The organism is Mesorhizobium sp. 131-3-5 (assembly GCF_016756575.1).
Classification (GTDB): domain Bacteria; phylum Pseudomonadota; class Alphaproteobacteria; order Rhizobiales; family Rhizobiaceae; genus Mesorhizobium; species Mesorhizobium jarvisii.
Genome location: NZ_AP023254.1, coordinates 3,897,105 through 3,921,977, shown reverse-complemented (window position 1 = coordinate 3,921,977; position 24,873 = coordinate 3,897,105). Strand labels below are relative to the sequence as shown.

The 24,873-nt window shown below is 63.7% G+C and carries 22 protein-coding genes; 2 read left to right on the top strand and 20 right to left on the bottom strand.

The window, feature by feature from the left end; genetic code table 11:
• Position 1: 1 nt before the first annotated feature.
• The 6 genes from JG747_RS19125 to yajC all read right to left on the bottom strand — a co-directional run bounded on the left by JG747_RS19125 (position 2) and on the right by yajC (position 5,677).
• Positions 2 to 952: a sterol desaturase family protein gene (locus JG747_RS19125; RefSeq protein WP_027046911.1), complete on the bottom strand. Its 951-nt coding sequence runs from the start codon at positions 950 to 952 to the stop codon at positions 2 to 4.
• The gene (locus JG747_RS19120) at positions 952 to 1,380 is read right to left on the bottom strand and encodes a hypothetical protein (RefSeq protein ID WP_202359816.1); all 429 of its coding nucleotides are present in this window, start codon (positions 1,378 to 1,380) and stop codon (positions 952 to 954) included. Before JG747_RS19120 ends, JG747_RS19125 begins: the two co-directional genes overlap by 1 nt.
• A gap of 79 nt (positions 1,381 to 1,459) precedes the next feature.
• Entirely contained in the window at positions 1,460 to 2,311 is an 852-nt protein-coding gene (locus JG747_RS19115; protein WP_202362313.1) for a phytoene/squalene synthase family protein, read from the bottom strand.
• A 1-nt stretch (position 2,312) separates the two neighbouring features.
• Positions 2,313 to 2,708, bottom strand: a complete 396-nt coding sequence (locus JG747_RS19110) for an Mth938-like domain-containing protein (RefSeq protein WP_032930531.1) — start codon at positions 2,706 to 2,708, stop codon at positions 2,313 to 2,315.
• A gap of 26 nt (positions 2,709 to 2,734) precedes the next feature.
• Entirely contained in the window at positions 2,735 to 5,284 is a 2,550-nt protein-coding gene (secDF, locus tag JG747_RS19105; RefSeq protein ID WP_010909881.1) for a protein translocase subunit SecDF, read from the bottom strand.
• A 51-nt stretch (positions 5,285 to 5,335) separates the two neighbouring features.
• Positions 5,336 to 5,677 carry a preprotein translocase subunit YajC gene (gene yajC / locus JG747_RS19100; protein WP_010909882.1) on the bottom strand — a complete coding sequence of 114 codons (342 nt, stop codon included), beginning with the start codon at positions 5,675 to 5,677 and terminating at the stop codon, positions 5,336 to 5,338.
• A gap of 288 nt (positions 5,678 to 5,965) precedes the next feature.
• Between yajC and JG747_RS19095 the strand changes: the two genes are divergently transcribed.
• Positions 5,966 to 6,841, top strand: a complete 876-nt coding sequence (locus JG747_RS19095; RefSeq protein WP_202359815.1) for an ATP-binding protein — start codon at positions 5,966 to 5,968, stop codon at positions 6,839 to 6,841.
• A gap of 6 nt (positions 6,842 to 6,847) precedes the next feature.
• Here the strand turns inward: JG747_RS19095 and JG747_RS19090 are convergent, their stop codons facing one another.
• Entirely contained in the window at positions 6,848 to 7,684 is an 837-nt protein-coding gene (locus tag JG747_RS19090; RefSeq protein ID WP_202359814.1) for an AraC family transcriptional regulator, read from the bottom strand.
• Positions 7,685 to 7,780: 96 nt separating this feature from the next.
• Here JG747_RS19090 and JG747_RS19085 point away from each other — a divergent pair, with 96 nt between their 5' ends.
• A complete protein-coding gene (locus tag JG747_RS19085) occupies positions 7,781 to 8,671 on the top strand; it encodes an NAD-dependent epimerase/dehydratase family protein (RefSeq protein ID WP_064984146.1) in 891 nt (296 codons plus the stop codon).
• Between the two features lie 128 nt (positions 8,672 to 8,799).
• Here the strand turns inward: JG747_RS19085 and JG747_RS19080 are convergent, their stop codons facing one another.
• From JG747_RS19080 to JG747_RS19020, 13 genes are all read right to left on the bottom strand, one after another.
• Positions 8,800 to 10,347 (bottom strand): peptidoglycan DD-metalloendopeptidase family protein, encoded by a 1,548-nt coding sequence (locus JG747_RS19080; RefSeq protein WP_202359813.1) that lies wholly within the window; start codon positions 10,345 to 10,347, stop codon positions 8,800 to 8,802.
• A 258-nt stretch (positions 10,348 to 10,605) separates the two neighbouring features.
• On the bottom strand, positions 10,606 to 11,259 hold the full coding sequence (locus JG747_RS19075; RefSeq protein WP_064984145.1) for a protein-L-isoaspartate(D-aspartate) O-methyltransferase: 654 nt from the start codon (positions 11,257 to 11,259) through the stop codon (positions 10,606 to 10,608).
• The gene (gene surE, locus JG747_RS19070; RefSeq protein ID WP_202359812.1) at positions 11,256 to 12,014 is read right to left on the bottom strand and encodes a 5'/3'-nucleotidase SurE; all 759 of its coding nucleotides are present in this window, start codon (positions 12,012 to 12,014) and stop codon (positions 11,256 to 11,258) included. The genes JG747_RS19075 and surE overlap by 4 nt, the downstream gene beginning before the upstream one ends.
• Entirely contained in the window at positions 12,014 to 13,318 is a 1,305-nt protein-coding gene (gene serS / locus JG747_RS19065) for a serine--tRNA ligase (protein ID WP_202359811.1), read from the bottom strand. The genes surE and serS overlap by 1 nt, the downstream gene beginning before the upstream one ends.
• A gap of 104 nt (positions 13,319 to 13,422) precedes the next feature.
• Entirely contained in the window at positions 13,423 to 14,298 is an 876-nt protein-coding gene (tatC, locus tag JG747_RS19060; protein WP_202359810.1) for a twin-arginine translocase subunit TatC, read from the bottom strand.
• Positions 14,295 to 15,056, bottom strand: coding sequence for a Sec-independent protein translocase protein TatB (gene tatB, locus JG747_RS19055; protein WP_202359809.1), 762 nt, complete (start codon positions 15,054 to 15,056; stop codon positions 14,295 to 14,297). The genes tatC and tatB overlap by 4 nt, the downstream gene beginning before the upstream one ends.
• Positions 15,057 to 15,087: 31 nt before the next feature.
• Positions 15,088 to 15,309, bottom strand: a complete 222-nt coding sequence (locus JG747_RS19050; RefSeq protein WP_015317533.1) for a twin-arginine translocase TatA/TatE family subunit — start codon at positions 15,307 to 15,309, stop codon at positions 15,088 to 15,090.
• Between the two features lie 180 nt (positions 15,310 to 15,489).
• Positions 15,490 to 16,254 carry an SMC-Scp complex subunit ScpB gene (scpB, locus tag JG747_RS19045; RefSeq protein ID WP_202359808.1) on the bottom strand — a complete coding sequence of 255 codons (765 nt, stop codon included), beginning with the start codon at positions 16,252 to 16,254 and terminating at the stop codon, positions 15,490 to 15,492.
• The gene (locus JG747_RS19040; RefSeq protein WP_027046916.1) at positions 16,251 to 17,054 is read right to left on the bottom strand and encodes a segregation and condensation protein A; all 804 of its coding nucleotides are present in this window, start codon (positions 17,052 to 17,054) and stop codon (positions 16,251 to 16,253) included. Before JG747_RS19040 ends, scpB begins: the two co-directional genes overlap by 4 nt.
• Before the next feature lie 63 nt (positions 17,055 to 17,117).
• Positions 17,118 to 18,137 carry a beta-N-acetylhexosaminidase gene (gene nagZ / locus JG747_RS19035; RefSeq protein ID WP_019858565.1) on the bottom strand — a complete coding sequence of 340 codons (1,020 nt, stop codon included), beginning with the start codon at positions 18,135 to 18,137 and terminating at the stop codon, positions 17,118 to 17,120.
• Positions 18,138 to 18,288: 151 nt separating this feature from the next.
• Positions 18,289 to 21,723, bottom strand: coding sequence for an SPOR domain-containing protein (locus JG747_RS19030; protein ID WP_202359807.1), 3,435 nt, complete (start codon positions 21,721 to 21,723; stop codon positions 18,289 to 18,291).
• A 103-nt stretch (positions 21,724 to 21,826) separates the two neighbouring features.
• Entirely contained in the window at positions 21,827 to 23,584 is a 1,758-nt protein-coding gene (gene argS, locus JG747_RS19025) for an arginine--tRNA ligase (RefSeq protein ID WP_038647249.1), read from the bottom strand.
• A gap of 61 nt (positions 23,585 to 23,645) precedes the next feature.
• Positions 23,646 to 24,860, bottom strand: coding sequence for a deoxyguanosinetriphosphate triphosphohydrolase (locus JG747_RS19020; protein ID WP_019858568.1), 1,215 nt, complete (start codon positions 24,858 to 24,860; stop codon positions 23,646 to 23,648).
• Between the last annotated feature and the right edge of the window lie 13 nt (positions 24,861 to 24,873).

Below are 24,873 nucleotides of genomic sequence, written 5' to 3'. Positions count from 1 at the left end.
GCTACTCCGCCGGCCCGGCACCTGCCATAGGCAGCCCTGGCTTGCCCGCTTCGCTGGGATTTCGCCTGACATAAGCGGCCTTCAGGCTCTCCGAGGTTTCGCGCGAGCCGTCATGGCTCCAGCCCGGCGGCTTGATCAGGTAATTGATGCGATAGCTGAGCGTCAGGCCCGGCGCGAAGGCATCTCTGAACATGCCGATCCATTCGTGGAACGCCACCTTCAGCGGGTTGAAGGTGCCGAGATTCCTGACGATGCCGTAACGCGGCCGGTCCTCTTCCAGCTCCTCGACGAAGGTGCCGAACATGCGATCCCAAATGATCAGCGTGCCGGCATAGTTGGCGTCGAGATAGCGCGGATTGGTGGCGTGGTGGACGCGGTGGTGCGAGGGCGTGTTGAAGATGAATTCGAACCAGCCCCACATCTTGCCGATGGTCTCGGTGTGGATCCAGAACTGCCAGACGAGGTTGAAGCCGAAGGTGAAGGCAATCACCGCTGGGTGAAAGCCGAGCAGCACCAGCGGCGCCTGCAGCACGAACATGAAGGTGAACAGACCCGTCCAGCTCTGCCTGAGCGCCGTCGACAGATTGTAATGCTGGCTTGAGTGATGGTTGACGTGCTCGGCCCACACCCAGCGCACCCGGTGCGCGATGCGGTGATAGACATAGTAGCGCAGATCATCGAGCAGGAAGGCGGCCAGGAACACCCAGACCGACAGGCCGAGATTGAAGATGCGGAACTGCCACAGCCATAGCAGGGCCCAGTAGGAGACGACCCCAAGCAGCAGCCCGGCGACGACATTGCCGGTGCCCATCATCAGGCTGGTCAGCGTGTCGCGCGTCTCGAACGAGCCCTTCGCGCGGCCGGTGCGCACCAGCCAGAGCTCGATCAGGATGGCGGCGACGAAGAACGGAATGGCCAGCTGGGTGACCTGCGGAAAATCATAGCTGTCCATCACACGGCCTCCCTGGCGGCATGGCGTGCTTCAAGAGCCTTCAGCAAGGCCTGCGCATCGCCGGCATTGGCGAAGCGGAAAAGGCCGCCCTTCCAGGTGAAGTCCGTCAACCGCAATTGAATTGTGTTCGTCTCCTCGGACCTGGACACCGAGACGTCCGCAGCCATGACGATACGCGTCAAAAAGCAGTCGCCAATGCTGTGGACGATGCCGGTGCGCCCTCGTCCAAGGTCCAGAAATGCCGTTTTGGCGTCCGCCGTGAGGCGAACTGTTGCAACCATCTCGTCGGGAAAATCCTCGGCGAAACGACGCAAAGCCTGATCCGGATCGGCCAGCGTGGCCGTCTTGCTGCCGCCGGTGAGATGCACGGCGGCAACCGACAGCGCTATGCCAAGGACGACGATCGCGACCAGAACGGGCAAGCTCATGGATTTCCTCCGGGCCGGCCTGTCATCTCCGGCGACAGTTCCCGGCACAGCCGAATCCTTAGCACGATTGACGTTTACGTCAAAGTGCCGGCCAGCCCTTGCTCGCTCGCCGCAACAGCAACAAATGCCGGCGCAAGGCGGACAGCCGCGCGACGCCGTCGAGCGGCGATTGGCGCGAGCCTTCCATCCTGTCGAGATAGGCACGCGACAGTGCCAGCGGCAGGAATGCCGGATGCAAGGCCACCGGCAGGGCCGCGGCGCCCCGCTCGAAAGCGGAAAGGTGTTCGCGCGCCAACGCGATCAACGCTGCCACGGCGCGCTGCGCTCCAGGCCCGCCATCGCTGGCAACAAACTCTTCCGGCGTCGATCCCGCCGCCGCCAGAATTTCGGCCGGGACAAAACACTGCCCGCGCTTGCGGTGCAGCGGCAACAGAAGCAAGAGGCCGGTCATGGCCTGCGCGCAGCCCGCCCTGCCCGCCAATTCAGCGAAGCGGGGCGCCTCGACGGGATCGAGCACCATCGCCGCAAGCTGGATGAGCGCGGCCGCCGTCTCGCCGCAATAGCCTTCCAGGTCGGTGCGCGACGGCATCGGGTCGTCATAAAGATCGAAGATGCGCGCTTCGAGCATGTTGTCGAATGCCAGCTTGGGAAGGCGGTGGGCGGAAATTGTCGCCTTCAGCGCGTCGGCGACGGGATGGCCGATGGCTGCATCATCATTGTCGACGGCGATGAGGTCACGCCACCATTGCAGCCGCACCTCGCCCGGCAACGCTTCATGGATGCGATCACGGATGCCGGCGATTTCGGCATTGAAAGCGTAAAGCGAAAACAGTGCGTCGCGCTTTTCGGCCGGCGCGTAGAGTGCCGTCAAATAGCGGTCATGGTCGGCGGCGCGCACCGCGTCCATGACGATTTTGGCATTTTGCGACATATCAATCGACGGCGATGAGCGCTGCGGCCACGGCGCGGTCTTCCGCCAGAAGGACATTGTAGGTCCGCACCGCAGCCCCGGTCGACATCGGGTCGGAGGCAATGCCCGCCTCTTTCAGCGCCGCTCGCAGCGCTGCCGGCAACGGCCTCAAATCCTTGCCCATGCCGACCAGCAGGATCTCGACCTTATCGGCTTCGGCCAGCAGTTTTTCGAAATCCGCCACCGTCAGCGCTGAAGCGTCCGCCGGCTCCCAGCCATGGATGCCGGATGGCAGGCACAGCAGCGAGCCGCGATGCGACATGTCGGCAAAGCGGAACCCGCCATTGCCATAAGCCTCGATCGGCGCGCGGCCGGGGAAATGCGCCTCGCGGATGACGATGCCTTTGCCGGTCACCACTGTTGTCACCCCTTCGGGGCCGCGCGTCAGGTCGCGACCGCCTTGCCGCCGTTGACCGGCTTCTCCTCGTCGGCCGAGGCCTGCGGGCGCAGCTTGAACAGGATCAGCAGCGGTGCGGCGATGAAGATCGACGAATAGGTGCCGAACACGACGCCGAACAGCATCGCCATGGTGAAGGAGCGGATGACTTCGCCGCCGAACAACACCAGCGCCAGCAAGGCCAGGATCGTCGTCACCGAGGTCAGCGTCGTTCGCGACAGCGTCTCGTTGATGGCGTTGTTCAACAGCTGCGGCAGTGGCATTCGCTTGTATTTTCGCAGATCTTCTCGGACGCGGTCATAGACCACGATCGTGTCGTTCAGCGAATAGCCGATGATGGTCAGGATCGCCGCCAGCGACGACTGGTTGAATTCGAGCCCGGTGATGACGAAGAAGCCGAGCGTCATGACCACATCGTGCACCGTCGCCACGATGGCGCCGACCGCGAACTGCCACTCGAAACGGAACCAGACATAGACCAGGATGCCGACCAGCGCGACCAGCATGGCGATAGTGCCTTGCTTGGCCAGTTCACCGGAAACAGTCGGTCCCACCACTTCGACGCGGCGGAAATCATACTGGTCCTGCAGCTCGCCGCGCACCTTGTCGATGACCGTCTGCTCGGCATTCTCGCCGCCATCCTGCGTGCCGACACGGATCAGCACGTCATTCGGCGCGCCGAACTGCTGCACCTGCACTTCGCCGATATTGAGCTCCATCAGCCTGGCGCGGATATCGCCGAGATTGGCATCGCCGCTCTTGGACTTCACCTCGATCATCGAGCCGCCCTTGAAGTCGATGCCGTAATTGATATCGACCGTCATGAACAGCACCACGGACAGCACCGACAGGAAGCTCGACAGTGCGAACGTCCAGCGACGGATGCCCATGAAGGGGATCTTGGTACCCGGCGGAATGAAGGTCACCGGGGCCTTCGGCAATTCCTTCGGACGGGCGCGGCGCAGCCAGATCGACACCAGCAGGCGCGTGAAGGTGAAAGCGGTGAAGACCGTGGTCAGGATACCGATGGCGTAGGTGATGGCAAAGCCCTTCACCGGCCCGGTGCCGAGATAGAACAGCACCACGGTGGCGATCAGCGAGGTGACGTTGGAATCGACGATGGTCGCCAGCGCCTTCGAGAAGCCGGTGTCGATCGCCTGGATCACCGAGCGGCCGGCCCGTCGTTCTTCACGGATGCGTTCGTAGATCAGCACGTTGGAATCGACCGCCATGCCGATGGTCAGCACGATACCGGCAATACCGGGCAAGGTCAGCGTCGCCCCAAGCAGCGACAGCAGCCCAACGATCATCGCCACGTGCACCGCCAGCGCGATGTTGGCGAGGAAACCGAGGAAGCCATAGGCGACGAACATGAAGGCGACGACGAGGATCGAACCGATGATACCGGCGACCTTGCCGGCATGGATCGAATCCTGGCCAAGGCCTGGGCCGACAGTGCGTTCCTCGATGACCGTCAATGTGGCCGGCAGCGCACCGGCTCGCAAAAGCACGGCGAGATCGTTGGCGCTCTGGGCGGTGAAATTGCCTGATATCTGGCCGGTCCCGCCGAGGATCGGTTCACGAATCTGCGGCGCCGAGATCACCTGGTTGTCGAGGATGATGGCGAAGAGCTTGCCGACATTCTGCGAGGTCGCCTGGCCGAAGCGGGCAGCGCCCTTCGAATCGAAGCGGAATGAGACCACCGGCTCGTTGTTCTGCGAATTGTAGGTCGCCTGTGCGTCGACGAGGTTTTCGCCCGAAACGATGACGCGGTTTTCGATCAGATACGGAACCGGCGGGTCGTCCTGGGAATAGAGCACCGAGGAACCGGCGGGCGGGCGCCCCTTGAGCGCGTCCTGCACCGGCATCGACTGGTCGACCATCTGGAAGGTCAGCTTGGCGGTCTGGCCGAGGATTTCCTTCAGCCGCTGCGGATCCTGCAGGCCTGGCACCTGGACAAGGATGCGGTCGTCGCCTTGCCGCTGCACGATAGGCTCGGTGGTGCCGAGTTCGTTGACGCGGCGCTCGACCACTTCGATCGACTGCGCCAATGCGGTCGATGTGCGGTATTTGATACCGGCGTCGGTGACGGTGAATTTGAGCAGGCCTGGCTCGGAATCATCCAGCGACATTTCCTGGATGGAGCCGCCACTGAACAGGCCGGCGGCGACAGGATCGGTCAAGGTCTTCAACGCCTTCTTTGCGGCGTCGAGCTGGGCCGGGTCCGTGATGCGGACCTGCAAGGTCCGCCCGGTGCCGGCAAGGCCGGTATAGCCGATCTTGGCGTCACGCAGCAGCGTGCGGATTTCGTCGCGCGTCGTCTCCAGCCGATCCTTGATCAGATCGTTCTGGTTCATCTCCAGCAGGATGTGCGAACCGCCCTGCAGGTCGAGGCCGAGCGTCATCTGCCGCTTCGGCACCCAGCTCGGCAGCTGGGCCAACGTGCTGGCGGGGAACAGATTGGGCGCGGCGAGGATCACTGTGATGGCGACGGCCACCCAGATCAGGATCATCTTGAAGCGCGAAAAATACAGCATATGGCGTCGTCCGTCAGAGCGTGTCCGCGGATCGCTCCGCCTTGAATTGGGTTATTTCTTGGCGTTCTGGTTGGCCACCGGTTCGCCCTTGACGCGCACATCGGCGATCGTCGAGCGCAGCGCCGTCACCTTGGTGCCACCACCAAGGTCGATCTCGAGCTCGTTGTCGTCGATCACCTTCGTCACCTTGCCGACAAAACCACCGCCGGTGACGACCGTGTCGCCGCGGCGGACCGCCGCCAGCATCTCGCCGCGCTTCTTCAGCTGCGTGCGCTGCGGGCGGATGATCAGAAAATACATGATCACAAAAATCAGGACAAACGGCAAAATGCTGATGAACATATCGGGAGAGGCGCCGCCAATGCCTTGGGCGTATGCCGGTGTCACGAACATCGAGGTACTCCTGAATTTTGAAAACAGCCGCCAACCGTCCTGCGGAGTTTGGCGGCCCCTTGAAATTTGGCCGGAATATAGTCGGTAAAGTTGTCAATGCAACTGCGCGACCGACCAAATCGGCTGCTTTTCCGGCCTGTTCGCCCGTGTTAGAGCATGATCGCGAAATGCGAGAGCCGGTTTACCGAAAAGATCACGCTCGAACAAAAGGTTGGGACCGGTTTCGAACCCGACGGATTCGAACGTGTCCCACCTGTCCGCCCCAGGAAACGAGCCAAAAGACCTGAAATGACCGACAGCACCATCGACGCCCTCAACAAGAAACTTGACCGCCTGATCGAGGCTGTCGGCCGCCTCGCCCCGCCGCCGGTGCCTGAAACCGACCTCGGCGAGGCCGACTGTTTCGTCTGGCAGGCCGACCCCGGCTATCTGGAGCCGGTGCGCAAGGTCAACCGCGTCGACATTGGGCTGATCCGCGGCGTCGACCGTGTCCGCGACATCCTTGTCGACAACACCGAGCGCTTCGCCGCCGGCTTTGCCGCCAACAACGTCCTGTTGTGGGGCGCGCGCGGCATGGGCAAATCGTCGCTGGTCAAGGCCGTGCATGCCGAGATCAACGCCAAGGCCAAATCCGACCTGCCGCTCAAGCTGATCGAGATCCACCGCGAGGACATCGATACGCTGCCCAAGCTGATGGGTCTGCTGAAGGCCGCGCCCTTCCGCGTCATCCTGTTTTGCGACGACCTGTCCTTCGATCATGACGACACGTCCTACAAGTCTTTGAAGGCGGCACTCGAAGGCGGCGTCGAGGGCCGTCCGGCCAATGTCATCTTCTACGCCACCTCGAACCGCCGCCATTTGTTGCCGCGCGACATGATCGACAATGAGCGCTCGACCGCCATCAACCCGTCCGAAGCGGTCGAGGAAAAGGTCTCGCTGTCAGACCGGTTCGGCCTGTGGCTCGGCTTCCACAAATGCTCGCAGGACGAGTATCTCGAGATGATCAACGCCTATGCCAGCCATCATGGCCTCGACATCGATCCCGAGCAGCTGCGCGCGGAAGCGCTGGAATGGGCGACGACGCGCGGCAGCCGCTCGGGCCGCGTCGCCTGGCAGTTCACGCAGGATCTGGCCGGTCGGCTTGGCAAGCCGCTCAAAGATTAAGGCGTATCACTTGGGCGGCCGCGCCCGTCGTACGTCGCGCGGCGTTTGGCCAATCTCGCGGCGCATCCAATGCGCCAGATGTGACTGGTGTGCAAAGCCGGTCAATTCCGCCACCTCGCTGGTGCTAAGATCGCCCTGCTGCAGCAGGGCACGAGCGCGTTCGACCCGACGTCGCAACACGTAGCGATGCAGGGTGACGCCCGTCGCCACCTTGAACCATGTCCGCAGATGCGAGCTGCTCGCGCCGGCTACCCGGGCGAGTCGATGGACCGAGAGCGGCTCGTGGAGAGCCGCCTCAATGTGCTCCAGGACGCGCTTGAGCTGGGTATCCGACAAGCGGTTCGTCCGTTCGACGTCAATATCGTCGACACCAAGCAGCCTGACCGCCAGCGCGGCGCCAATGCTGTCGGCAAACAGGGAGCCGCTTGGTGCACCCGCATCGAGATCGCTCCGGAGCGCGCGAGCGAGATGCTCGATGCGCTGGTCGCGAAGCAGATGGCGTGTGTCGAGCCGCGATACCAGCGCCCTGCCGCCAAGTTCCGCCGCCACCCTTTCCATCAGGGCTGGCTGCAAGACAATCTCGATCGTGTCGAACGCGGTTTCAGCCTCGAAACCACCCTCCTCGCCAGCCGGCACCAGGTCGATATCGCCGGCGCGCCTGACGAAATAGCGCCCAACTTGATTGCAGTAGGAGCGTGTCGCCGCGCTTGCATGCACCATGACGCGATGGTGCGGCGCCCGCGGCAGACGATGGACACCTGCCTCGATGTGCCGGGCGATCATTGCTACGTCGGATGGGGATCGGGCCGAAGCAAATTGTGGACGCATGCACTCTCGATTCATGGCGAAACCTGTTCAAGATTTGGCAATTCCAGCGCGATTTTCAATGCCGCGACCCTGTACGCACGCCTCTCCATCAAACTCGGAAGAGAGGTTGCCATGAGTTTCTATGTTGTTGTCGGCGCAGGCCCGGTTGGACGCGAGACCGCGCGCCTTCTTGGTGAGGAAGGGCATGATGTCGTTCTCACAAGCCGAAGCGTCGGCTCGAACGCGTTGCCGAACGTGCGGACCATACAGGCCGACGCCACGGATGCCTCTGAACTGTCACGTATCTGCCGAGGCGCCGATGCCATCTTCATGTGTGCCATGGCCGCATATCATCGGTGGCCGACCGACTTTTTCCCCATCATCGACGGCACCGTGCGCGCGGCCGAAGCGGTCGGCGCCAAGCTCATCGTGCTCGGAAACCTCTATGGCTATGGGGAAAATGCCGATAGCCCGCTTCGCTCCGACCTGCCCCTGGATCCGACGTCGAGGAAGGGAACCGCCAGGGCGATCATGTGGCAGCGGGCGGTCCGTGCCGATGTACCGGCGATCGAAATACGCTCCAGCGACTATCTCGGACATGGCGCGATCAGCTACTTCTCACTGATCGCGCTGCCCGCCATCATCGAGGGCAAGCCTGTCGCCTTCATCGGAGACCTCGACGCAACCCATGCCTGGACCTTCACCAGGGACGTCGCGAGGACGCTGGTCGCGGCGGCCCGCTACAAGGGCGAATGGGGACGCGCGTTTCACGTTCCCTCGCAATACGCCTCACCCAGGGAGCTCATCCAGAAAACCGCGGCGATGCTCGCACGAGAGGTTTCAGGGACACGTTCCTATTCCGTCCCTGAGATCGAATCCCTGGGCATGCATGAGGCCATCGAGATGAGTTACCTCTTCGAGAGACCTCTGCTGGTTGATGCCTCCGAGACCGAGGCGCTTCTGGGCGTAAAGGCCAGCAGCATCGAGGAGATGATCGCCGACACGCTCCGTGATCAACTGTGACCCGCGCGGGCGGGCTTTGCAGCAACTGAAAAAGCCCGCTCCTTGCGGAACGGGCTGAGCCGGCGGGCCGGACTGGAGGTCAGACGGCCCGCAAAAATCGCTTTCTTCTTCTATTCGAGACAGCCGGACTATTCGAGATAACCAGAGGGGTCGACCGGGGCGGAATTCTTGCGCACTTCGAAGTGCAGCTTCGGCGAGTCCGTCGTGCCGCTCATGCCCGACAAAGCGATCTCCTGGCCGCGCTTGACCTTCTGGCCGCGCTGCACCTCGATCGAGCTGGCATGGCCATAGACGGTGACCAGGCCGTTCTCGTGGCGCACCAGCACCGTGTTGCCGAATTCCTTGAGCCCGTCGCCGGCGTAGATGACGACGCCGTTCTCGGCCGCCTTGATCGGCGTGCCCGAGGGCACCGCGATGTCGACGCCGTCCTTGCCGGATCCGAAACCGGAGATCACCCGGCCGCGCACCGGCCAGCGCATCTTGCCGATACCCGTGGCGTCCGGCGCTACCGCTTCGTCGTCCTCGGCCTGCTGGATGACCTTCGCGTCCTTCTTCGGCGGCGTATAGGATGCCAGCGTTTCCGACGGCGTGGTTTTTGCCGGGGGCTGCGTGGTTGCCGTGGTCACCGGATCGACTTTTGCCGGCTTGGCGCTGGCGACCGTCGCGGTTCCGCCGGCTGGTACCTTCAGGGTCTGGCCGATCTTGAGCAAACCGTCCTTCATGCCGTTGGCCTGCTTCAGCGCAACGACGCCGACGCCGGTCTTCCTGGCGATCGAGGACATCGTGTCACCCGACTGGACCGTATAGGTACCGGCGGCGCCTGTTGCCTTGGCGACCTGCGCGGGCTTGGGTTCCTTGGGCTGGCTCGCGGCGGCCGAAGCATCGACCTGCGCGGCGGACTTGCCTTCCTTGAGCTTAGGCTGCTGCGGCAAGACGGCGACCTTGTCCGGCGCGGTCGCAGGCAGGTCGTGCTTGCCATCCTTTGCAGGCCCGTCCTTCAACTGCTTTGCATCGGCGACCTTCGGCTCGGCCTTGCTCGAATAGGCATAGGCCGGGATGACGATCTTCTGACCGGTCTTCAGCCCCTTGGTCGGGCTCAGGCCGTTCACCTTCATGATGACATCGGCCGGCACTTTGTAATGCGCGGCCAGGCCGGAAATGGTCTCGCCGTCCCTGACGACGATTTCGGTCGCGTGCGGCCTGCCCGCCTCGGCCACCTTCGGCGCGTCGGGCTGGGCATTCTTGAACGGCTTGGCGGCCGGCTCGACAGTGCCGGTTGTCGTCCTGTCGACGTGGGGAGCGGGCCGAACCATGGCCGGCGCCGATGCGACACGCACCGGATTGGCGGCAGGCGCGAGCGCCGGCGCGGGTTGCGCCTGAGCTGAAACGGGCGGCGGCAACGGCCGGCTCGAAACCGGTTCGAGGCTGGAGCGGCTGACCGACTGCGTGTGGCTGCCGTCGAGCGGCGCGGCCGAGACATCGCCCGGATAGGGCTGCACGGCGTCCTGCTTGTTGATGATGGCGCGCTGATTGTTCGTCGAGGAAGTGAAGACGTCGTCGACGCTGTTGAACCGCGAGGCCTGGGAACTGCACCCGGCCACCGCGCCTGCAATCATGAGAACAGCGCAGCCCCGCGCCAGATTGCGACCGTTTGTCTTCAAAACACTGAGTTGCATCGCACTAACCCGCACAAACTCTGCACCAACTGGATCGGATTAAAGCGCGTTAATGTTACTGGTCGGTTAACCCATTAGAATCCGACGAAAATTTTCTTAAAACATTTTCGGGTGCGTGGAGGCGCGTTGAGATTCAGGTCAGGCCGAGTCGAAAATGGTTGATACCGAGAACCGGAGCGGAACGTACTTTTCGTACGTGAGCACCGGAGCGCAGGTATCAGCCATTTGCAGGCCGGCCTCACCTGAATAACAATGCGCCTAGATGACCGCCGCGACGCTGCGCAAGATCGGCTGCAGCCGCACGAGGCCGATATCCTCGCGCTCGAAACGGCTGCCAACCTTGGTCAGCTTGGCCAGCACCTGCTCGCCCTCCTCCGGCCCGATCGGCGCAATGACGATGCCGCCACTCGACAATTGGTCGAGCAGGAAGCGCGGTAGGCTGTCGAAGGCCGCCCAGGCGACAATGCGGTCGAACGGGCCTTCTGCAGGCAGGCCGCCGGAGCCGTCAGCCTGGCGCACGACTACATTGCCGATGCCGAGCGCCTCGAAACGCTGCCTGGCCTGCTCGACAAGCGTCTTGTAGCGGTCGATGGTGACGATGCGCGCCGCCAGCCGCGACATCACCGCCGCCGAATAGCCGGTGCCGGTGCCGATCTCGAGAACGCGGTTTCCCGCTTCTATGGCAAGGGCCGCGATCACCGCCGCCTGCATGTCGGCGCCTTCGATCGCCTCGCCGCATTCGATCGGCAGCATGCGGTCGGACCAGGCGATCTGGTGGAAGTGAGGCGCTAGAAAGCCGCGCCGTGGTGTAGCCTCGAAAGCAGCGATCAGCGCCTTCGGCACGGTTCCCCTGCCGCGCAGGCGCAACAGGAAAGCGGCAAATCCTTCGCGGTCATCGATTGGCAAATTCATGCAAGCGCCTTGCTCAGCTGGTCACGGATCTCATGCGCGGTGAGGTCGAGCTGCAACGGCGTCACCGACACCAATCTGTTGCGCAGCGCGTGGAGGTCGGTGCCTTGCTTGCCCTCGACCGGCTCGCGGCCGAAGCGCAGCCAATAGTAAGGCAGGCCGCGCCCGTCACGGCGCTCATCGACCCACAGGCTGTGCACGAGTTTGCCTTGCATAGTGACCACCGTGCCAACGACTTCTTCAGGAAGGCAGTTGGGAAAATTGACGTTGAGCAGAACGCCATCCGGCAGCGGCGTCGCGACGAGCTTCTTCAGCAGCGCCGGTGCCAGCGCCTCGGTGGTCTCATAGGGAACGGTGCGGTCCTCGCCGACATAGGAATAGCCCTGGCTGAGGGCGATCGAGCGGATGCCGAGCAGCGCGCCTTCCATGGCGCCGGCGACGGTTCCCGAATAGGTCACGTCGTCGGCGATGTTGGCGCCGGAATTGATGCCGGACAGGATCAGGTCGGGGGCGCCGGGCAGGATCTTCTTCACGCCCATGATGACGCAATCGGTCGGCGTGCCGCGCACGGCGAAATGCTTCTCGCCGATCTTGCGCAGCCGCAGCGGCTCCGAGATCGACAGCGAATGCGCATAGCCGGACTGGTCCTGCTCCGGCGCCACCACCCAGACATTGTCGGACAGTGTGCGCGCGACGCGTTCGAGCGACGCCAGGCCCTCGGCGTGAATGCCGTCGTCATTGGTCAGAAGAATGCGCATTACTTCGCTTCGATCTTTGCCAGACCGCCCATGTAAGGCCGCAGCACTTCAGGAATGGTTACGCTGCCATCCTCGTTCTGGTAGTTTTCGATGACGGCAATCAGCGCGCGGCCGACAGCGGTGCCCGAACCATTGAGCGTATGGACGAAGCGATTGCCCTTGCCGTCCTTGTCCTTGTAGCGCGCGTCCATGCGGCGCGCCTGGAAGTCGCCACAGACCGAACAGGACGAGATCTCGCGATAGGCGTTCTGGCCGGGCAGCCAGACCTCGATGTCATAGGTCTTGCGCGCGCCAAACCCCATGTCGCCGGTGCACAGCACCATGGTGCGGAACGGCAGTTCGAGCAGCTTCAGCACTTCCTCGGCGCATTGCGTCATCCGCTCATGCTCGGCGAGCGAGGATTCCTGGTCGGTGATCGACACCAGCTCGACCTTGTAGAACTGGTGCTGGCGCAGCATGCCGCGCGTGTCGCGGCCGGCCGAACCTGCCTCCGAGCGGAAGCACGGCGTCAGCGCGGTGAAGCGCAGGGGCAGTTTTTCATGCGCGGTGATTTCCTCGCGCACGAGGTTCGTAAGCGGCACCTCGGCGGTCGGGATCAGGCCAAGCCTGCCCTCGCCGTGCGGCGTGAAGAACAGGTCCTCCTCGAATTTCGGCAGCTGGTTGGTGCCGAAAAGCACCTCGTCGCGCACCATCAGCGGCGGGATCACTTCCTCATAGCCGTGCTCGGTCGTGTGCAGGTCGAGCATGAACTGGCCGATCGCGCGTTCCATCCGTGCCAGGCCGCTCTTCAGCACGGTGAAGCGCGAACCCGACAGCTTGGCCGCCCGCTCGAAATCCATCATGCCGAGCGCTTCGCCGACCTCGAAATGCTCCTTCACCCAGTTCGGCCGCGTCGGCACCTTGCCGACGATGTGTTTGACGACATTGTCGTGTTCGTCCTTGCCGACCGGCACATCGTCGAGAGGCACATTGGGCAGCACCGCCAGCGCGTCGTTCAGCGCCTTGTCGAGCTCGCGTTCGCGCGCCTCGCCATTCTGGATGAAGGTTTTGATATCGCCGACTTCGGCCTTGAGTTTTTCGGCAAGAGCGGCGTCACCCGAACGCATGGCGTTGCCGATTTCCTTCGAGGCTGCGTTGCGGCGCTCCTGCTTGGTCTGCAGCTCGGTGACGTGTTCGCGCCGCGCCTCGTCCCTGGCGATCAAATCATCGACCGTGGACTGCGCCTCTGCCGCCGACCACGAGCGCTTGGCCAGCGCCTCGACAAGGGCCTTCGGGTTGTCGCGAATCCATTTGATGTCAAGCATAGTTTGAACGCTCCTGAGCTAAGCTCCGAGGGCGTAAACCGCATCCTTGACCGATGCAAGATGAGGCTGGGCGGCGGTTGTCGTTTTCCGCCGCTGCTGACGGCTTACGAAGCAGCCGGCGCCGGAGGCTCGTCCGGTGCCTTGTCGGCCACGGCCTCCCCGGCTTCCTGCTTCTCGCGCGCCAGGCGCTCGCGCTCCTGGCTGCGCTCGATCAGCCGGGCCGACCAGATGGCGACCTCGTAGAGCAGGATGGTCGGGATGGCCAAACCGATCTGGCTCATCGGATCCGGAGGGGTCAGCACGGCCGCGACGACGAAAGCGATGACGATCGCCCACTTGCGCTTCTCGGCCAGCGCCTTGGATGACAGCATGCCGACACGCGTCATCAGACTGGTCACCACCGGTAGCTGGAACACCAGGCCGAAGGAGAAGATCAGCGTCATGATCAGGCTGAGATATTCCGACACTTTCGGCAGCAGCGAAATCTGCACCTGCTCGTCGGTGCCGGCCTGCTGCATGGCAAGGAAGAACCACATCACCATCGGCGTGAAGAAGAAATAGACCAGCGAGGCGCCCATCAGGAACAGGATGGGCGACGCGATCAGGAACGGCAGGAAGGCGTTGCGCTCGTTCTTGTAGAGGCCGGGCGCGATGAATTTGTAGATCTGCGTGGCGATCAGCGGAAAGGCGATGACCATGCCGCCGAACATGGCGAGCTTGACCTGCGTGAAGAAGAATTCCTGCGGCGCGGTGTAGATCAACTCGACCTTGTGCGGGTCGAGCCCCGCCCACTTCGTCGCCCATTTGAACGGAACGACCAGAAGGTTGAACAGCTTCTTGGCGAAGAAGAAGCACACCAGGAAGGCGACGAAGAAGCCGCCGAGCGACCAGATCAGCCGGCGGCGCAACTCGATGAGATGCTCGATCAGCGGCGCCGACGATTTTTCGATCTCGTCCTTTTCCTTGTCCGAAACGCTCACTTGGCGGCTCCCGCCGTCTTCTTGGCCGCCGGCTTCTTCGCTGGCGCAGGTTTCGGTTCGGCTTTCGTCGCGGTCTTTGCCGCAGTCGCCTTGGCAGCGGCAGGCTTTGCTGCTGTCACGGCCTTTGTCGACGCCTTGGGCGCCGGTGTAGCTTTTGCCATCACCACAGGTGCGGCTTTTGCTGTCGCCGACTTCGCGGATGTCGAGGCCTTGGGCTGCGCCTTTGCCGCCGGCGCGGTCTTGGCGGACTTCTTGGCCGTGGATGCCTTCGGCGCCGCGGCAGGTTCCGTGGATGCCGCAACCACCGATTCATCGGTCATGGCCGGGAAAATCGGCGTTGGCGGCGTGGCTCCCGCGGCGCTGACGCCAGGCATTTCCGTTGCGCCGTTCTTCAGCGGCTCGGCCGCCTGCGGTGTCGAAGCGGCGGGCGTTGCCGGATCGGCGGCGGGCTTCGGCTTCATCGCGGCGTCGACGCCGGAGCGCACATCGGCCGCGGCCTGCTCGAACGGATTGAGCTGCTTCCTGATCTCGGCCATCGGACTGAGGCCCCTGAGCTCGTCGACCGACTTCTTGACGTCGTCGAGCTCGGCTTCCTTCAGCGCTTCGTTGAACTGTTTCTGGAAGTCGGCTGCCATAGAGCGCAGCTTCGCCGTCGTGCGGCCGAAGGTGCGCAGCATATTGGGCAAATCCTTCGGACCGACGACCACGATCATGACGATCGCGATCACCAGCATTTCGGTCCAGCCGACTTCAAACATGGCACTCTGTTCCGACTAGAACTTTTTTGGCTCAGCTCTTGCTGGCTTTTTCCTTCGCGGCCGAAACGGTCTCGTCGGCACGGTGTTCGACGGTGCGCTTGTCGTCGGCAACGTCGTCGTCCGCCATGCCCTTCTTGAAGCTCTTGATGCCTTTGGCCATGTCGCCCATCAGCTCGGGAATCTTGCCGCGGCCGAACACCAGCAGCACGATCACCAGCACGATCATCCAGTGCCAAATCGAAAATGAACCCATAGCAAATCTCTCTCGAATGTTTTCCCTGGCGATGATCTATGCGTTTTCGCGTTGGGATTCAAACACAACAGCGACAGAGTTTATGAAAGGGTGACGGATGTCACGCTTTTTCGACTCGCTGGCCCGCTACCAATCGGCGCATCTACGACCTATCGGCGCGCTTGGACAGAGGCCGACAGGTCAATCTTCCGTGACGCGCGGCGTCAGCAGGCCGAGTTCCTCGAGATCGATATCGGTCAGCGGATCCTCGTCCTCGGTCAGCACATCGGGGTCGGCCGGCGGCTGCGGGATGGAGAAATTCGACGGCATGCGGCCCGAGAGCAGGCCCGCCCCCTTCAGTTCTTCCATGCCGGGAAGATCGCGGATTTCCTCGAGCGCGAAATGGTCGAGGAAGGTTTCGGTGGTGCCATAGGTGACGGGACGGCCAGGCGTCTTGCGGCGGCCGCGCATGCGCACCCATTCCGTCTCGAGCAGCGTGTCCAGCGTGCCCTTCGACGTCTCTACGCCGCGGATATCCTCGATCTCGGCGCGCGTCACCGGCTGGTGATAGGCGATGATCGCCAGCACTTCGAGCGCCGCACGCGACAGCTTGCGCTGCTGCACCGTGTCGCGGCTCATCAGGAAGGCGAGATCGCCGGCGGTGCGGAATGCCCACGCGTCGCCGACCCGCACCAGATTGACGCCGCGCCGGGCGTAGACCTGCTGCAGCTCGGCCATGGCAAGGGCGACGTTGATGCCGTCGGGCAAGCGCGCGGCAAGCTGCTTTTCGCTGACGGGTTCGGCACTGGCGAACACGATTGCCTCCGCCATACGCATGGCCTCCGCAATATGCAGGCGCTCGGCCGGGTTCTGCACCGGGTTCTCGGCCGAAGTCTGGTCGATCTCGCCTTCCAGGTCATCGTCCACCTTGAAGGGGATAACCGAAGCGTTGGCGCGTTCGCTCATGATGCCACCTCGACTGCCTTGATTGCCGGTGCGCGGTGATCGCGCAGATAGATCGGCGCGAACACCTCGTCCTGTCGCAGATCCATCTTGCGCTCGCGCACCAGTTCCAGTGTCGCCGCGAATGAGCTGGCGATCGCCGTGCGCCGCTCTTCCGGGCTGGTCATGTATTGGATGAGGAAGCTGTCTAGTGCCGTCCAGTCCCGCAGCGAGCCGATCAGCCGGGTCAGGATGTCGCGCGCGTCCTTGAGCGACCAAACGCCCCGCCTAGCGATCGTCACATTGGTGATCGCCTGCTTCTGCCGCTGCTGGGCATAGGCGGTCAGCAGATCGTAGAGCGACGCCGAATAGGCGTTGCGCTTCTCGATGATGACCATTTCGGGCATGCCGCGCGCGAACACGTCGCGGCCGAGCCGGTTGCGATTGACCAGGCGCGCCGCCGCGTCACGCATGGCTTCCAGCCGCTTCAATCGGAACTGCAGCACGGCCGCCAGTTCCTCGCCGCTCTCGCCCTCTTCGCCCGGCTGCTTGGGGATCAACAACTTCGACTTGAGGAAGGCGAGCCATGCCGCCATCACCAGATAGTCCGCCGCAAGTTCGAGCCGCAGCGCCCTCGCCGTCTCGACAAAGGCCAGATACTGCTCGACCAGTGCCAGGATCGAGATGCGCGCCAGGTCGACCTTCTGGGTGCGGGCAAGATGCAGCAGAAGATCGAGCGGGCCTTCGAAGCCGGCCACGTCGACGACCAACGACGGGTCGCCGGTGACACGTGAATCGTCATTCTCGGCCCACAGGCGGTCCATCGGTGCGGCCTTCGCGGCCTTGCTTTCCAATGTTTCCGCCACTGCCTTTGTCACTTCCCTTGGTTAGGCCACCGCATCGAAATAGGTGGCGAATTCGGCCCGTATCTCGGTTTCCTCGGCCGCGTCGCGTTTCCTTATATAGGTCAGCGCCCGCTTTGCACGCTCCAGCGACTTGCCTTCAAGCCCCGTGGTGCGCGACGCAATGCCTGCCATCTCCTCGAAAACGCCGTTGCAGTGAAGGACCAGATCGCAGCCCGCCGCAAGGATCGACGCCGCCTTTGTCGGGAAATCCCCAGAAAGTGCCTTCATCGAGGTGTCGTCGCTCATCAGGAGCCCGTCAAAGCCGATGTCGCGGCGGATGATCTCGTCGATGACCTTGCCGGATGTCGTCGCCGGGTTCTTGGGATCGATGGCGCTGTAGACCACATGCGCCGTCATCGCCATCGGCAGGTCGTTGAGCTCCCGGAACGGGGCAAAGTCATGCCGCTGCAAATCGCTGAGCGAGGCGTCGACAACAGGCAGCTCGAAATGCGTGTCGGCAAAGGCCCGTCCATGCCCCGGAATGTGTTTCATCACGGGCAGCACGCCGCCCGACATCAGGCCTTCGGCGGCGGCACGGCCGAGTTCGATGACCGCGCGCGGCTCCTTGCCATAGGCGCGCGCGCCGATGACGTCGCTGGCGCCTTCGATCGGCACGTCGAGCACCGGCAGGCAATCCGCGGTGATGCCGTAGCGCAGCAGGTCGAAGGCATGCAGGCGCGCCATCAGCCAGGCAGCGCGGGCACCGGCGTCATGATCGTCGCGCCACAGCGCGCCGAGCGCGCCGCCCGCCGGATAGTTCGGCGCCAGCGGCGGCCGCAGGCGTTGTACCCTGCCGCCTTCCTGGTCGATGAAAACCAGCGCGTCCGGGCGCCCGATACAATCGCGCATCTCGGCGACGAGATCGCGGATCTGTTCGGTCTCGCCGATGTTGCGGGCAAACAGGATGAAGGCCCATGGGCATTCATTGCGATAGAAATTGATTTCTTCGCGGGTGAGCGATTTCCCGGCACAGCCGAGGATCATGGATTTTGATTCGGTCATATCAGGAGTCTAGGGCTTCACGCGGCCAAAGGGAATCGTCTGGAAATACATGCGGTCCAACGCCGGAAATGCTTCCACATGAAAAAGCGCTGGGCGCATGAAAAAGCCGGCGCGACCTTGGGCCGCGCCGGCTTTGATGGGTTGAACGCTCCTAGCGCGAGACGAAGCAGTTGCCGCCGGCGGCCTTGTAGCTGGTGCACAAATTGATGGCATCGTTGCGTGACTGGGCCACGACGCGGACGCGGTAGAACGTGCCCTTGCCGGCTATCTCGGCCTTGACGATGTTGGCGGTGCGGCCGGCAAGCACGCTGCCATAGCGGCGCTGCAGGTCCTGGTAGGTCGACTGGGCGCTTTCCACCGTCGGCTGCGAAGCAACCTGCATCGACCACGAACCGCTACCGGTTGCCGTCGTTGCCGGGTCGATGGATGCGACCTGATCGGGCTTCACCTCGCCGACGACGTCGACGGGCTGGTCGGACGGACGCTGCGGCGCGATCGCAACCTTGGCCGGAGTGTTGGCCGACTGCGCCTTGGCCGGTTTGGCCACCGGCTTGAGGGCCGGCTCGTCGCCCGACTGGGCCGCGGCGGGCGCCACGGTGCCGGTCTGGTCTGCATCGGCGGACGGCGCGACATGCTGCGGCGCCGGATCGCTCGGCTCAGCGGCCGCCACCTGCGGCGCGGCCGGCGCCGGATCCTCGCGCGGCACCAGCGAGCCGTCCGATTTGACCACCATCGTCCTCACCTTGCGCGGTGCGACGGCGACGACATCGGTGTTGTTGCCCTTGTCGGTATCCTGCAGCACCTGCGCGATGCGATCCTCTGACTTGGGCGCGGGCGCCGCATTGTCGGCCGGAGCAAGATTGCCAGCCGGCGCAGCACTGGCGGTCGGCGCAGCATTGGCGGCCGGCGCGGCATTGGCGGTTGGCGCCGCATTGCCGTCATCGGCTCCGCCGACGGCAGCACCCTGCCCGGCAGAAAGATCGACGGCACGGTTCGGATCCTTGGCCTGCACATCCACGGGGACCTCCGTGTTGGTGACAAGCTTCTGCTGCACCGGCTCGGCCGGCTTCGCGCCCTTGACCACCGCGTCGTAGACCTTGTTGTCCTGGTTCGGCACCACGGTGCCGCCCGGATTTTCCGGCTTGACCTTGATCGGCGAATTGTCGGCCTTGACGATGACAGGCGCGTCGCTGCCGCCCTTGCCGCCGAAAGACAGCGCAAAGGCGCCAAGACCGCCTGCGACCGCCACGGCACCGACGATTGCCGCGATGAACAGGCCACGGCGGCCAGACGACCTGGCCGCTTCCCGCTCGCCGAGACCCGGAACGGACATTGCCTCGTCCAGTTCAGGATCATAGTCGAGCTCATCGACGGTGAAATCGTCCGCCTGCGAGACCGGCTGGCTGCCGGGCAGACTGTCGAGGTCGAAGCCGTCGGCGGCGTCTGCATAGCCTGTGTTCGCTGCAGCACGGGCGGGCATTTCCGCCGGCCGCGCCGCATAGGTCCGCGCTTCCGGCTGAAGGGCCGGTTTGACCCCGCCATAACCCGGTTTGACCCCGTCATAACCCGGTTTGGGTTCTTCATATGCCGGCGCCTGATAGGCCGATTTGAATCCGCCATCAAAGGATTCATCGGCATAGGCAGCGCTGCTTGCGGGCGCGGCTGGAGCTGGCGCGACCTCCACCGAATTCATTTCCGTCAGCAGGCTGGCGAACTCTGCGTCGAGATCGTCATAGCCTGATGCGGCCGGTTCATCTTCCTCGAAATGCAGTTCCGGGATGTCGAGATCGTCCGCCAGCGCCACGACGCGCTCCGGCACATCCACCGTTTCGACATCGGGCATCTCTTCTTCGTAGTGCGAGGACGGTCGCGGCTGCGGCGCGGATACGGGCGCCGCATAGGGCGCGGCCGCAACCGGCTCGGGCGCGCGATAGGGCGGCACCACAGCCGCCGCCGGGGCCATTTCAGGCGCGGTCGTCCTTGCCGTCATGGAAGCGGCCGGCTGCGCGGCGAATGCAGGCTGCTGGGGAACCGGTGTCACACGGCTCCACGAACGGGTCGGCTCGGTCGGCGCGGAGCGATCGGCCAGCCAATCGACGGAATCGGCCTGATCCTGCCGCCAAGCTGCCTCGTCGCGCGGATCGAGATTCTCGGCCAGGGCCGCGTCGAACGCATCATCGTCGAAATCGATGTCACCATGATCGGCAGCGTCCGCGCCCAGCTCGTGACCCTGAAGCTCATCGACCAGCGGATCGTCGAGATCGGCATCGGCGGCGTGAGCCGCGCTGGAGGCATGCATATCCTCGGTCGCATGTTCGTCGAGATCCCAGTCGAGATCGGCAGGCTCCTCGGCGGCCTTTGCCGGCGCGGGAACATACGACCGAACGGGAGCAGCGGCCGGCTGAGCCGCAACGGGTTGAGCGGCGACGGGCTCGGGCTCCTTGACCGACGGCAGCGTGCGCGCCGTCATGGCGCCCAGAAGCGCGTTCAACTCGTCTTCGAGGCTACGTTCGTCCGCCACGGGGGCCGGTGCCGGCTCAGCCATGATGGCTGCCGGAGTTGCCGGAGCTACCGGCTGGACCGCGGCAGCGGCAACCTCGGCGACCGGCTCTTCGGCAGGCTCGGCAAACGCGTTGTCCATGTTCCGATCGAAATCATCTTCCGAAACGGCTTCGGAGCCCGAGAACTCGTCCCTCGCATCCAAGGCATAAGAGGGCACTTCGTGCGCTTCCGCCGCGTCAAAGGCCACGGGCTCGTCCGCCTGGACGTCAAAATCCGTGTCGACATCCGCCATGGCGTCGTCGAAATGCCCCTCGAAATCCTCGTCGGCAATCGCCGGAGCTTCATTCGCGACGGCCAGCACCGGCTCCGGATAGTCGACCGCGGCCGCAGCCGCATGGGGCTGATCCGCCGAATGGTCGTCAAGCATCAGCTCGTCTTCGAGCGAAATCGCCACCGCGTCGTCGAATTCGTGCGCGCCGGCCGGCTCGACAGCCACCGGCATTTCCGCAACCGCATGCTGGGGCTCGACGGCTTCGTCCTCGATCTCAGCGGCATGGTCCTCGACGTGGAAATCCTGGTCAAGCGACGCGGCAAGCTCGTCTTCCATCGGCAGGTCGTCCTCGAAGGGCGAAACGTCTTCGAGCGAACTGGCAACGGCATTGTCGAAATCGGCGTCGAAGGCAGGCTCGACGGACGGCGCGGCTTCGGCATCGCCGGGGTGGGCATGGCTGGCGACGGGCCCATGCTCGTCGGCACCCGTGAGGTCCAGATGGAAATCGTCGTCGAGCGACAGCGCAAGTTCGTCGTCGGCCGCGTGTGTGGGGGCCGGCTCATGAGCCTCGACAGCCGGAGCGGCGACGCTGTCGCCAGCGTCGAACTCGCCCATCAATTCCTTTTCGAGGTCGATGTCGAAATCGTCCTCTTGCACGGGCTGACTGGTGGCAGCGGCCTGCGGCTCGACCCGCGCCTGCTGCTTGACTGGCTGGCGTGGGTCGAATCCCATGATCCTGGTCAGTTCCGCGAACGGATCATCGTCAGCGATGTCGTTGTTGTCGGCTACTCTCAGCTGGGTTCTGTCTGCCATTATTGTTCCCGAACTCGCACTCATTCGGACGCCATGGACGTCGCGCAGGGTTGGCCCTTACCAGCGCAATGTGGGCAAAAGGTGACAGGTTTTTTAGTCAAACCTAACGCATTTCGGTGGGCGCAGCGGCTCCGATCAACGTCAGGCCGGACGTCAGAACGTCCGAAACAGCCTGCACCAGCCCTAGTCTGGCATGCGTCAATTGTCGGTCGTTAACCTTAACAAAACGTAAGTCCGGATTATCCGTACCCCGGTTCCAGTGTCCGTGGAAACTAGAAGCCAGATCATAAAGGTAAAATGCCAGCCTATGCGGCTCCAGCGCAAGAGCCGCGGATTCGATCAGGCGTGGATATTCGGCGAGCTTGCGGATCAGGCCGATCTCGCCCTCGTCGGTCAGCGAAGCCGCCGCGGCAGCCAGGCTTTTGCGATCGAAATTCGCCTCGCCCAGTTGCTCGCTTGCCTGCCGGAACACCGAATGGCAGCGCGCCGAAGCGTACTGCACGTAAAACACCGGATTGTCCTTGGACTGTTCGGTGACTTTGGCGAAATCGAAATCCAGCGGCGCGTCATTCTTGCGGAACAGCATCATGAACCGCACCGCGTCACGGCCCACCTCTTCAATGACTTCCCGCGCCGTGACGAAATTCCCAGCCCTTTTTCCCATTCGCACCGGCTCGCCGTCGCGAAACAGCTTGACCAGATTGCAAAGCAGGACCGTGAGTTTCACCTTGTCGCCGGTAATCGCCCGCGCCAAGGCCTCCAGCCGCTTGACGTAGCCGCCATGGTCGGCGCCAAGCACGTAGATCAGGTCGACGAAGCCGCGATCGACCTTGTCCTTCAGATACGCCACGTCGGCGGCGAAATAGGTGAACGACCCGTCCGACTTGACCAGCGCCCGGTCCATGTCGTCGCCGACCGCCGTCGAGCGGAACAGCGTCTGCTCGCGATCTTCCCAATCGTCCGGCTTCTCGCCTTTGGGCGGCGGCAGCTTGCCCTTGTAGATATGTCCCTTCAGCGTCAGGTCGTTGATCGCCGAACGGATCTTCCTGGCATTGTCAGCGTGCAGCGTGCGTTCGGAGAAGAACACGTCGTGATGCACGTTGAGCAGCGCCAGGTCATCGCGGATCATCGCCATCATCGCGTCGATCGCGCGGTCCTTGACGATGGCGAGCGCCTCATCCTCCGGCATCTGGAGCAGGCCGCGGCCGAACTCTCTCGCCAGCGCCTGGCCGAGAGGAACCAGATAATCGCCGGGATAAAGGCCGGGCGGAATCTCGCCGATGTCGTCGCCGAGCGCCTCACGGTACCGCAGGATGACCGACCGGCCGAGCACGTCGATCTGTCCGCCGGCATCGTTGATGACATATTCCTTGGTCACGTCGTAACCGGCGAACGCCATCAGATTGGCCAGCGCATCGCCGACAACCGCGCCCCGGCAATGGCCGACATGCATCGGCCCAGTCGGGTTGGCCGAGACATATTCGACATTGGTTTTCCGGCCGGCGCCGATCGTCGAGCGGCCGTAATTGCGCCCCTCGCCCAGAAGCGCCGACAGATGCGCCTGCCAGAAGCCGTCCTTGAGCCGCAGATTGACAAAGCCGGGGCCGGCAACCTCGGCGGCGGCGACATCCTTGTCATCGCGCAACGCCAACGCCAGCCTTTCAGCCAGAGCGCGCGGGTTCTGGCCGGTGGGCTTGGCCAGCACCATCGCCGCATTGGTCGCGAGATCGCCATGGCTGGCGTCGCGCGGCGGTTCGACGGCAATGCGCGACAGGTCGGGCGAAACGCCGTCCTTGTCTTTCAGATCCAGCGCTTCGACAGCCTTTGTGACTCGCGCGGTGAAATCGGCGAAGATGTTCATGGGTACTGCTCTGGCGGTTTTAGGCGAATCCGGCTCGCTGGCCGGCAAAATCGCGCTCGCCCTAGCTCAAATCCGGGGTGCGGTCAAACAAACGCCTGTGTTCCTTGAGCGCATAGGTGTCGGTCATCCCTGCCAGGAAATCGGCGACGCTGCGCGCCTTGATGCGATCCTCGGCCCGGTCCAGCCCCTCGCGCCAGCCGTCCGGCATGGCGCGCGGGTCGGCGAAATAGACGTCGAACAGATCCCTGACGATCTGCTCGGCACCGGCGCGCACCCGCATCACCTCCTCGTGCCGGTAGAGGTGCTTGTAGAGAAACGCCTTCAGTTCCTTCTCGGCCGCGGCCATCCCAGCGGAAAAGCTCACCATCGTCTCGCCCGCCGCCCTCACCGCGTCGGCGCTGCGCGGCCCGACGCGTTCCAGATTTGCCGTCGCGGCAACGATGACATCCTCGACCATGGCGGTGATCTGCCGCCGCATCAGTTCGTGACCGGTGCGCACGTCATCGAGCCTGGGATAGCGTTGGCGCACGCCCTCGAGGATTTTCCCGGGCAGCGAGACGGTTTTCAGCATGTCCAGCGTCAGCAGCCCTGCCCGCAGCCCGTCATCGATGTCATGCGTGTTGTAGGCGATGTCGTCGGCGATCGCCGCGCACTGCGCCTCGATGCCGGCGAACCGGTCGAGTTCGAGATCCTGCAACTGCGAATAATCGCGGATCGCTTGCGGCACCGGCCCTTTCAGGCTTTTGCCAGTGCTGTCCATCAGCGGGCCATTGTGCTTGACTAGGCCCTCCAGCGTCTCCCAGGTCAGGTTCAGCCCGTCGAATTCGGCGTAGCGCGCCTCCAGCCTCGTCACGATGCGCAGCGACTGGGCGTTGTGATCAAAACCGCCCCAGGCCGCCATCTTGTCGTTCAGCGCGTCCTCGCCCGTATGACCGAAGGGCGTGTGGCCGAAATCATGCACCAGCGCCACCGCCTCGGCGAGATCCTCGTCGCCGCGCAGTGCCCGCGCCAGCGCACGCGCGATCTGCGCCACTTCGATCGAATGGGTCAGCCTTGTGCGGTAATGGTCGCCTTCATGGGCGATGAAGACTTGCGTCTTGTGCTTGAGCCGCCGGAACGCCGTGGAGTGGATGATGCGGTCGCGGTCGCGCTGGAACGGCGTGCGGGTCGGGCTCTCGACCTCGTCGAACAGCCGTCCGCGCGACTTCGCCGGATCTGTGGCATAGGCCGCGCGCGGCCGATAACCGAACCCGATGTCGCCCAACTCATTGGTCATGGCTGATGCTGCC

What these genes read in the sequence shown, in the direction of transcription:
- JG747_RS19125 (WP_027046911.1), bottom strand. Translation starts at nt 952, where the DNA reads ATGGACAGCTATGATTTTCCGCAGGTCACCCAGCTGGCCATTCCGTTC.
- JG747_RS19120 (WP_202359816.1), bottom strand. Translation starts at nt 1,380, where the DNA reads ATGAGCTTGCCCGTTCTGGTCGCGATCGTCGTCCTTGGCATAGCGCTG.
- JG747_RS19115 (WP_202362313.1), bottom strand. Translation starts at nt 2,311, where the DNA reads ATGTCGCAAAATGCCAAAATCGTCATGGACGCGGTGCGCGCCGCCGAC.
- secDF (WP_010909881.1), bottom strand. Translation starts at nt 5,284, where the DNA reads ATGCTGTATTTTTCGCGCTTCAAGATGATCCTGATCTGGGTGGCCGTC.
- yajC (WP_010909882.1), bottom strand. Translation starts at nt 5,677, where the DNA reads ATGTTCGTGACACCGGCATACGCCCAAGGCATTGGCGGCGCCTCTCCC.
- JG747_RS19095 (WP_202359815.1), top strand. Translation starts at nt 5,966, where the DNA reads ATGACCGACAGCACCATCGACGCCCTCAACAAGAAACTTGACCGCCTG.
- JG747_RS19090 (WP_202359814.1), bottom strand. Translation starts at nt 7,684, where the DNA reads ATGAATCGAGAGTGCATGCGTCCACAATTTGCTTCGGCCCGATCCCCA.
- JG747_RS19085 (WP_064984146.1), top strand. Translation starts at nt 7,781, where the DNA reads ATGAGTTTCTATGTTGTTGTCGGCGCAGGCCCGGTTGGACGCGAGACC.
- JG747_RS19080 (WP_202359813.1), bottom strand. Translation starts at nt 10,347, where the DNA reads ATGCAACTCAGTGTTTTGAAGACAAACGGTCGCAATCTGGCGCGGGGC.
- JG747_RS19075 (WP_064984145.1), bottom strand. Translation starts at nt 11,259, where the DNA reads ATGAATTTGCCAATCGATGACCGCGAAGGATTTGCCGCTTTCCTGTTG.
- surE (WP_202359812.1), bottom strand. Translation starts at nt 12,014, where the DNA reads ATGCGCATTCTTCTGACCAATGACGACGGCATTCACGCCGAGGGCCTG.
- serS (WP_202359811.1), bottom strand. Translation starts at nt 13,318, where the DNA reads ATGCTTGACATCAAATGGATTCGCGACAACCCGAAGGCCCTTGTCGAG.
- tatB (WP_202359809.1), bottom strand. Translation starts at nt 15,056, where the DNA reads ATGTTTGAAGTCGGCTGGACCGAAATGCTGGTGATCGCGATCGTCATG.
- JG747_RS19050 (WP_015317533.1), bottom strand. Translation starts at nt 15,309, where the DNA reads ATGGGTTCATTTTCGATTTGGCACTGGATGATCGTGCTGGTGATCGTG.
- scpB (WP_202359808.1), bottom strand. Translation starts at nt 16,254, where the DNA reads ATGAGCGAACGCGCCAACGCTTCGGTTATCCCCTTCAAGGTGGACGAT.
- JG747_RS19040 (WP_027046916.1), bottom strand. Translation starts at nt 17,054, where the DNA reads ATGGACCGCCTGTGGGCCGAGAATGACGATTCACGTGTCACCGGCGAC.
- nagZ (WP_019858565.1), bottom strand. Translation starts at nt 18,137, where the DNA reads ATGACCGAATCAAAATCCATGATCCTCGGCTGTGCCGGGAAATCGCTC.
- JG747_RS19030 (WP_202359807.1), bottom strand. Translation starts at nt 21,723, where the DNA reads ATGGCAGACAGAACCCAGCTGAGAGTAGCCGACAACAACGACATCGCT.
- argS (WP_038647249.1), bottom strand. Translation starts at nt 23,584, where the DNA reads ATGAACATCTTCGCCGATTTCACCGCGCGAGTCACAAAGGCTGTCGAA.
- JG747_RS19020 (WP_019858568.1), bottom strand. Translation starts at nt 24,860, where the DNA reads ATGACCAATGAGTTGGGCGACATCGGGTTCGGTTATCGGCCGCGCGCG.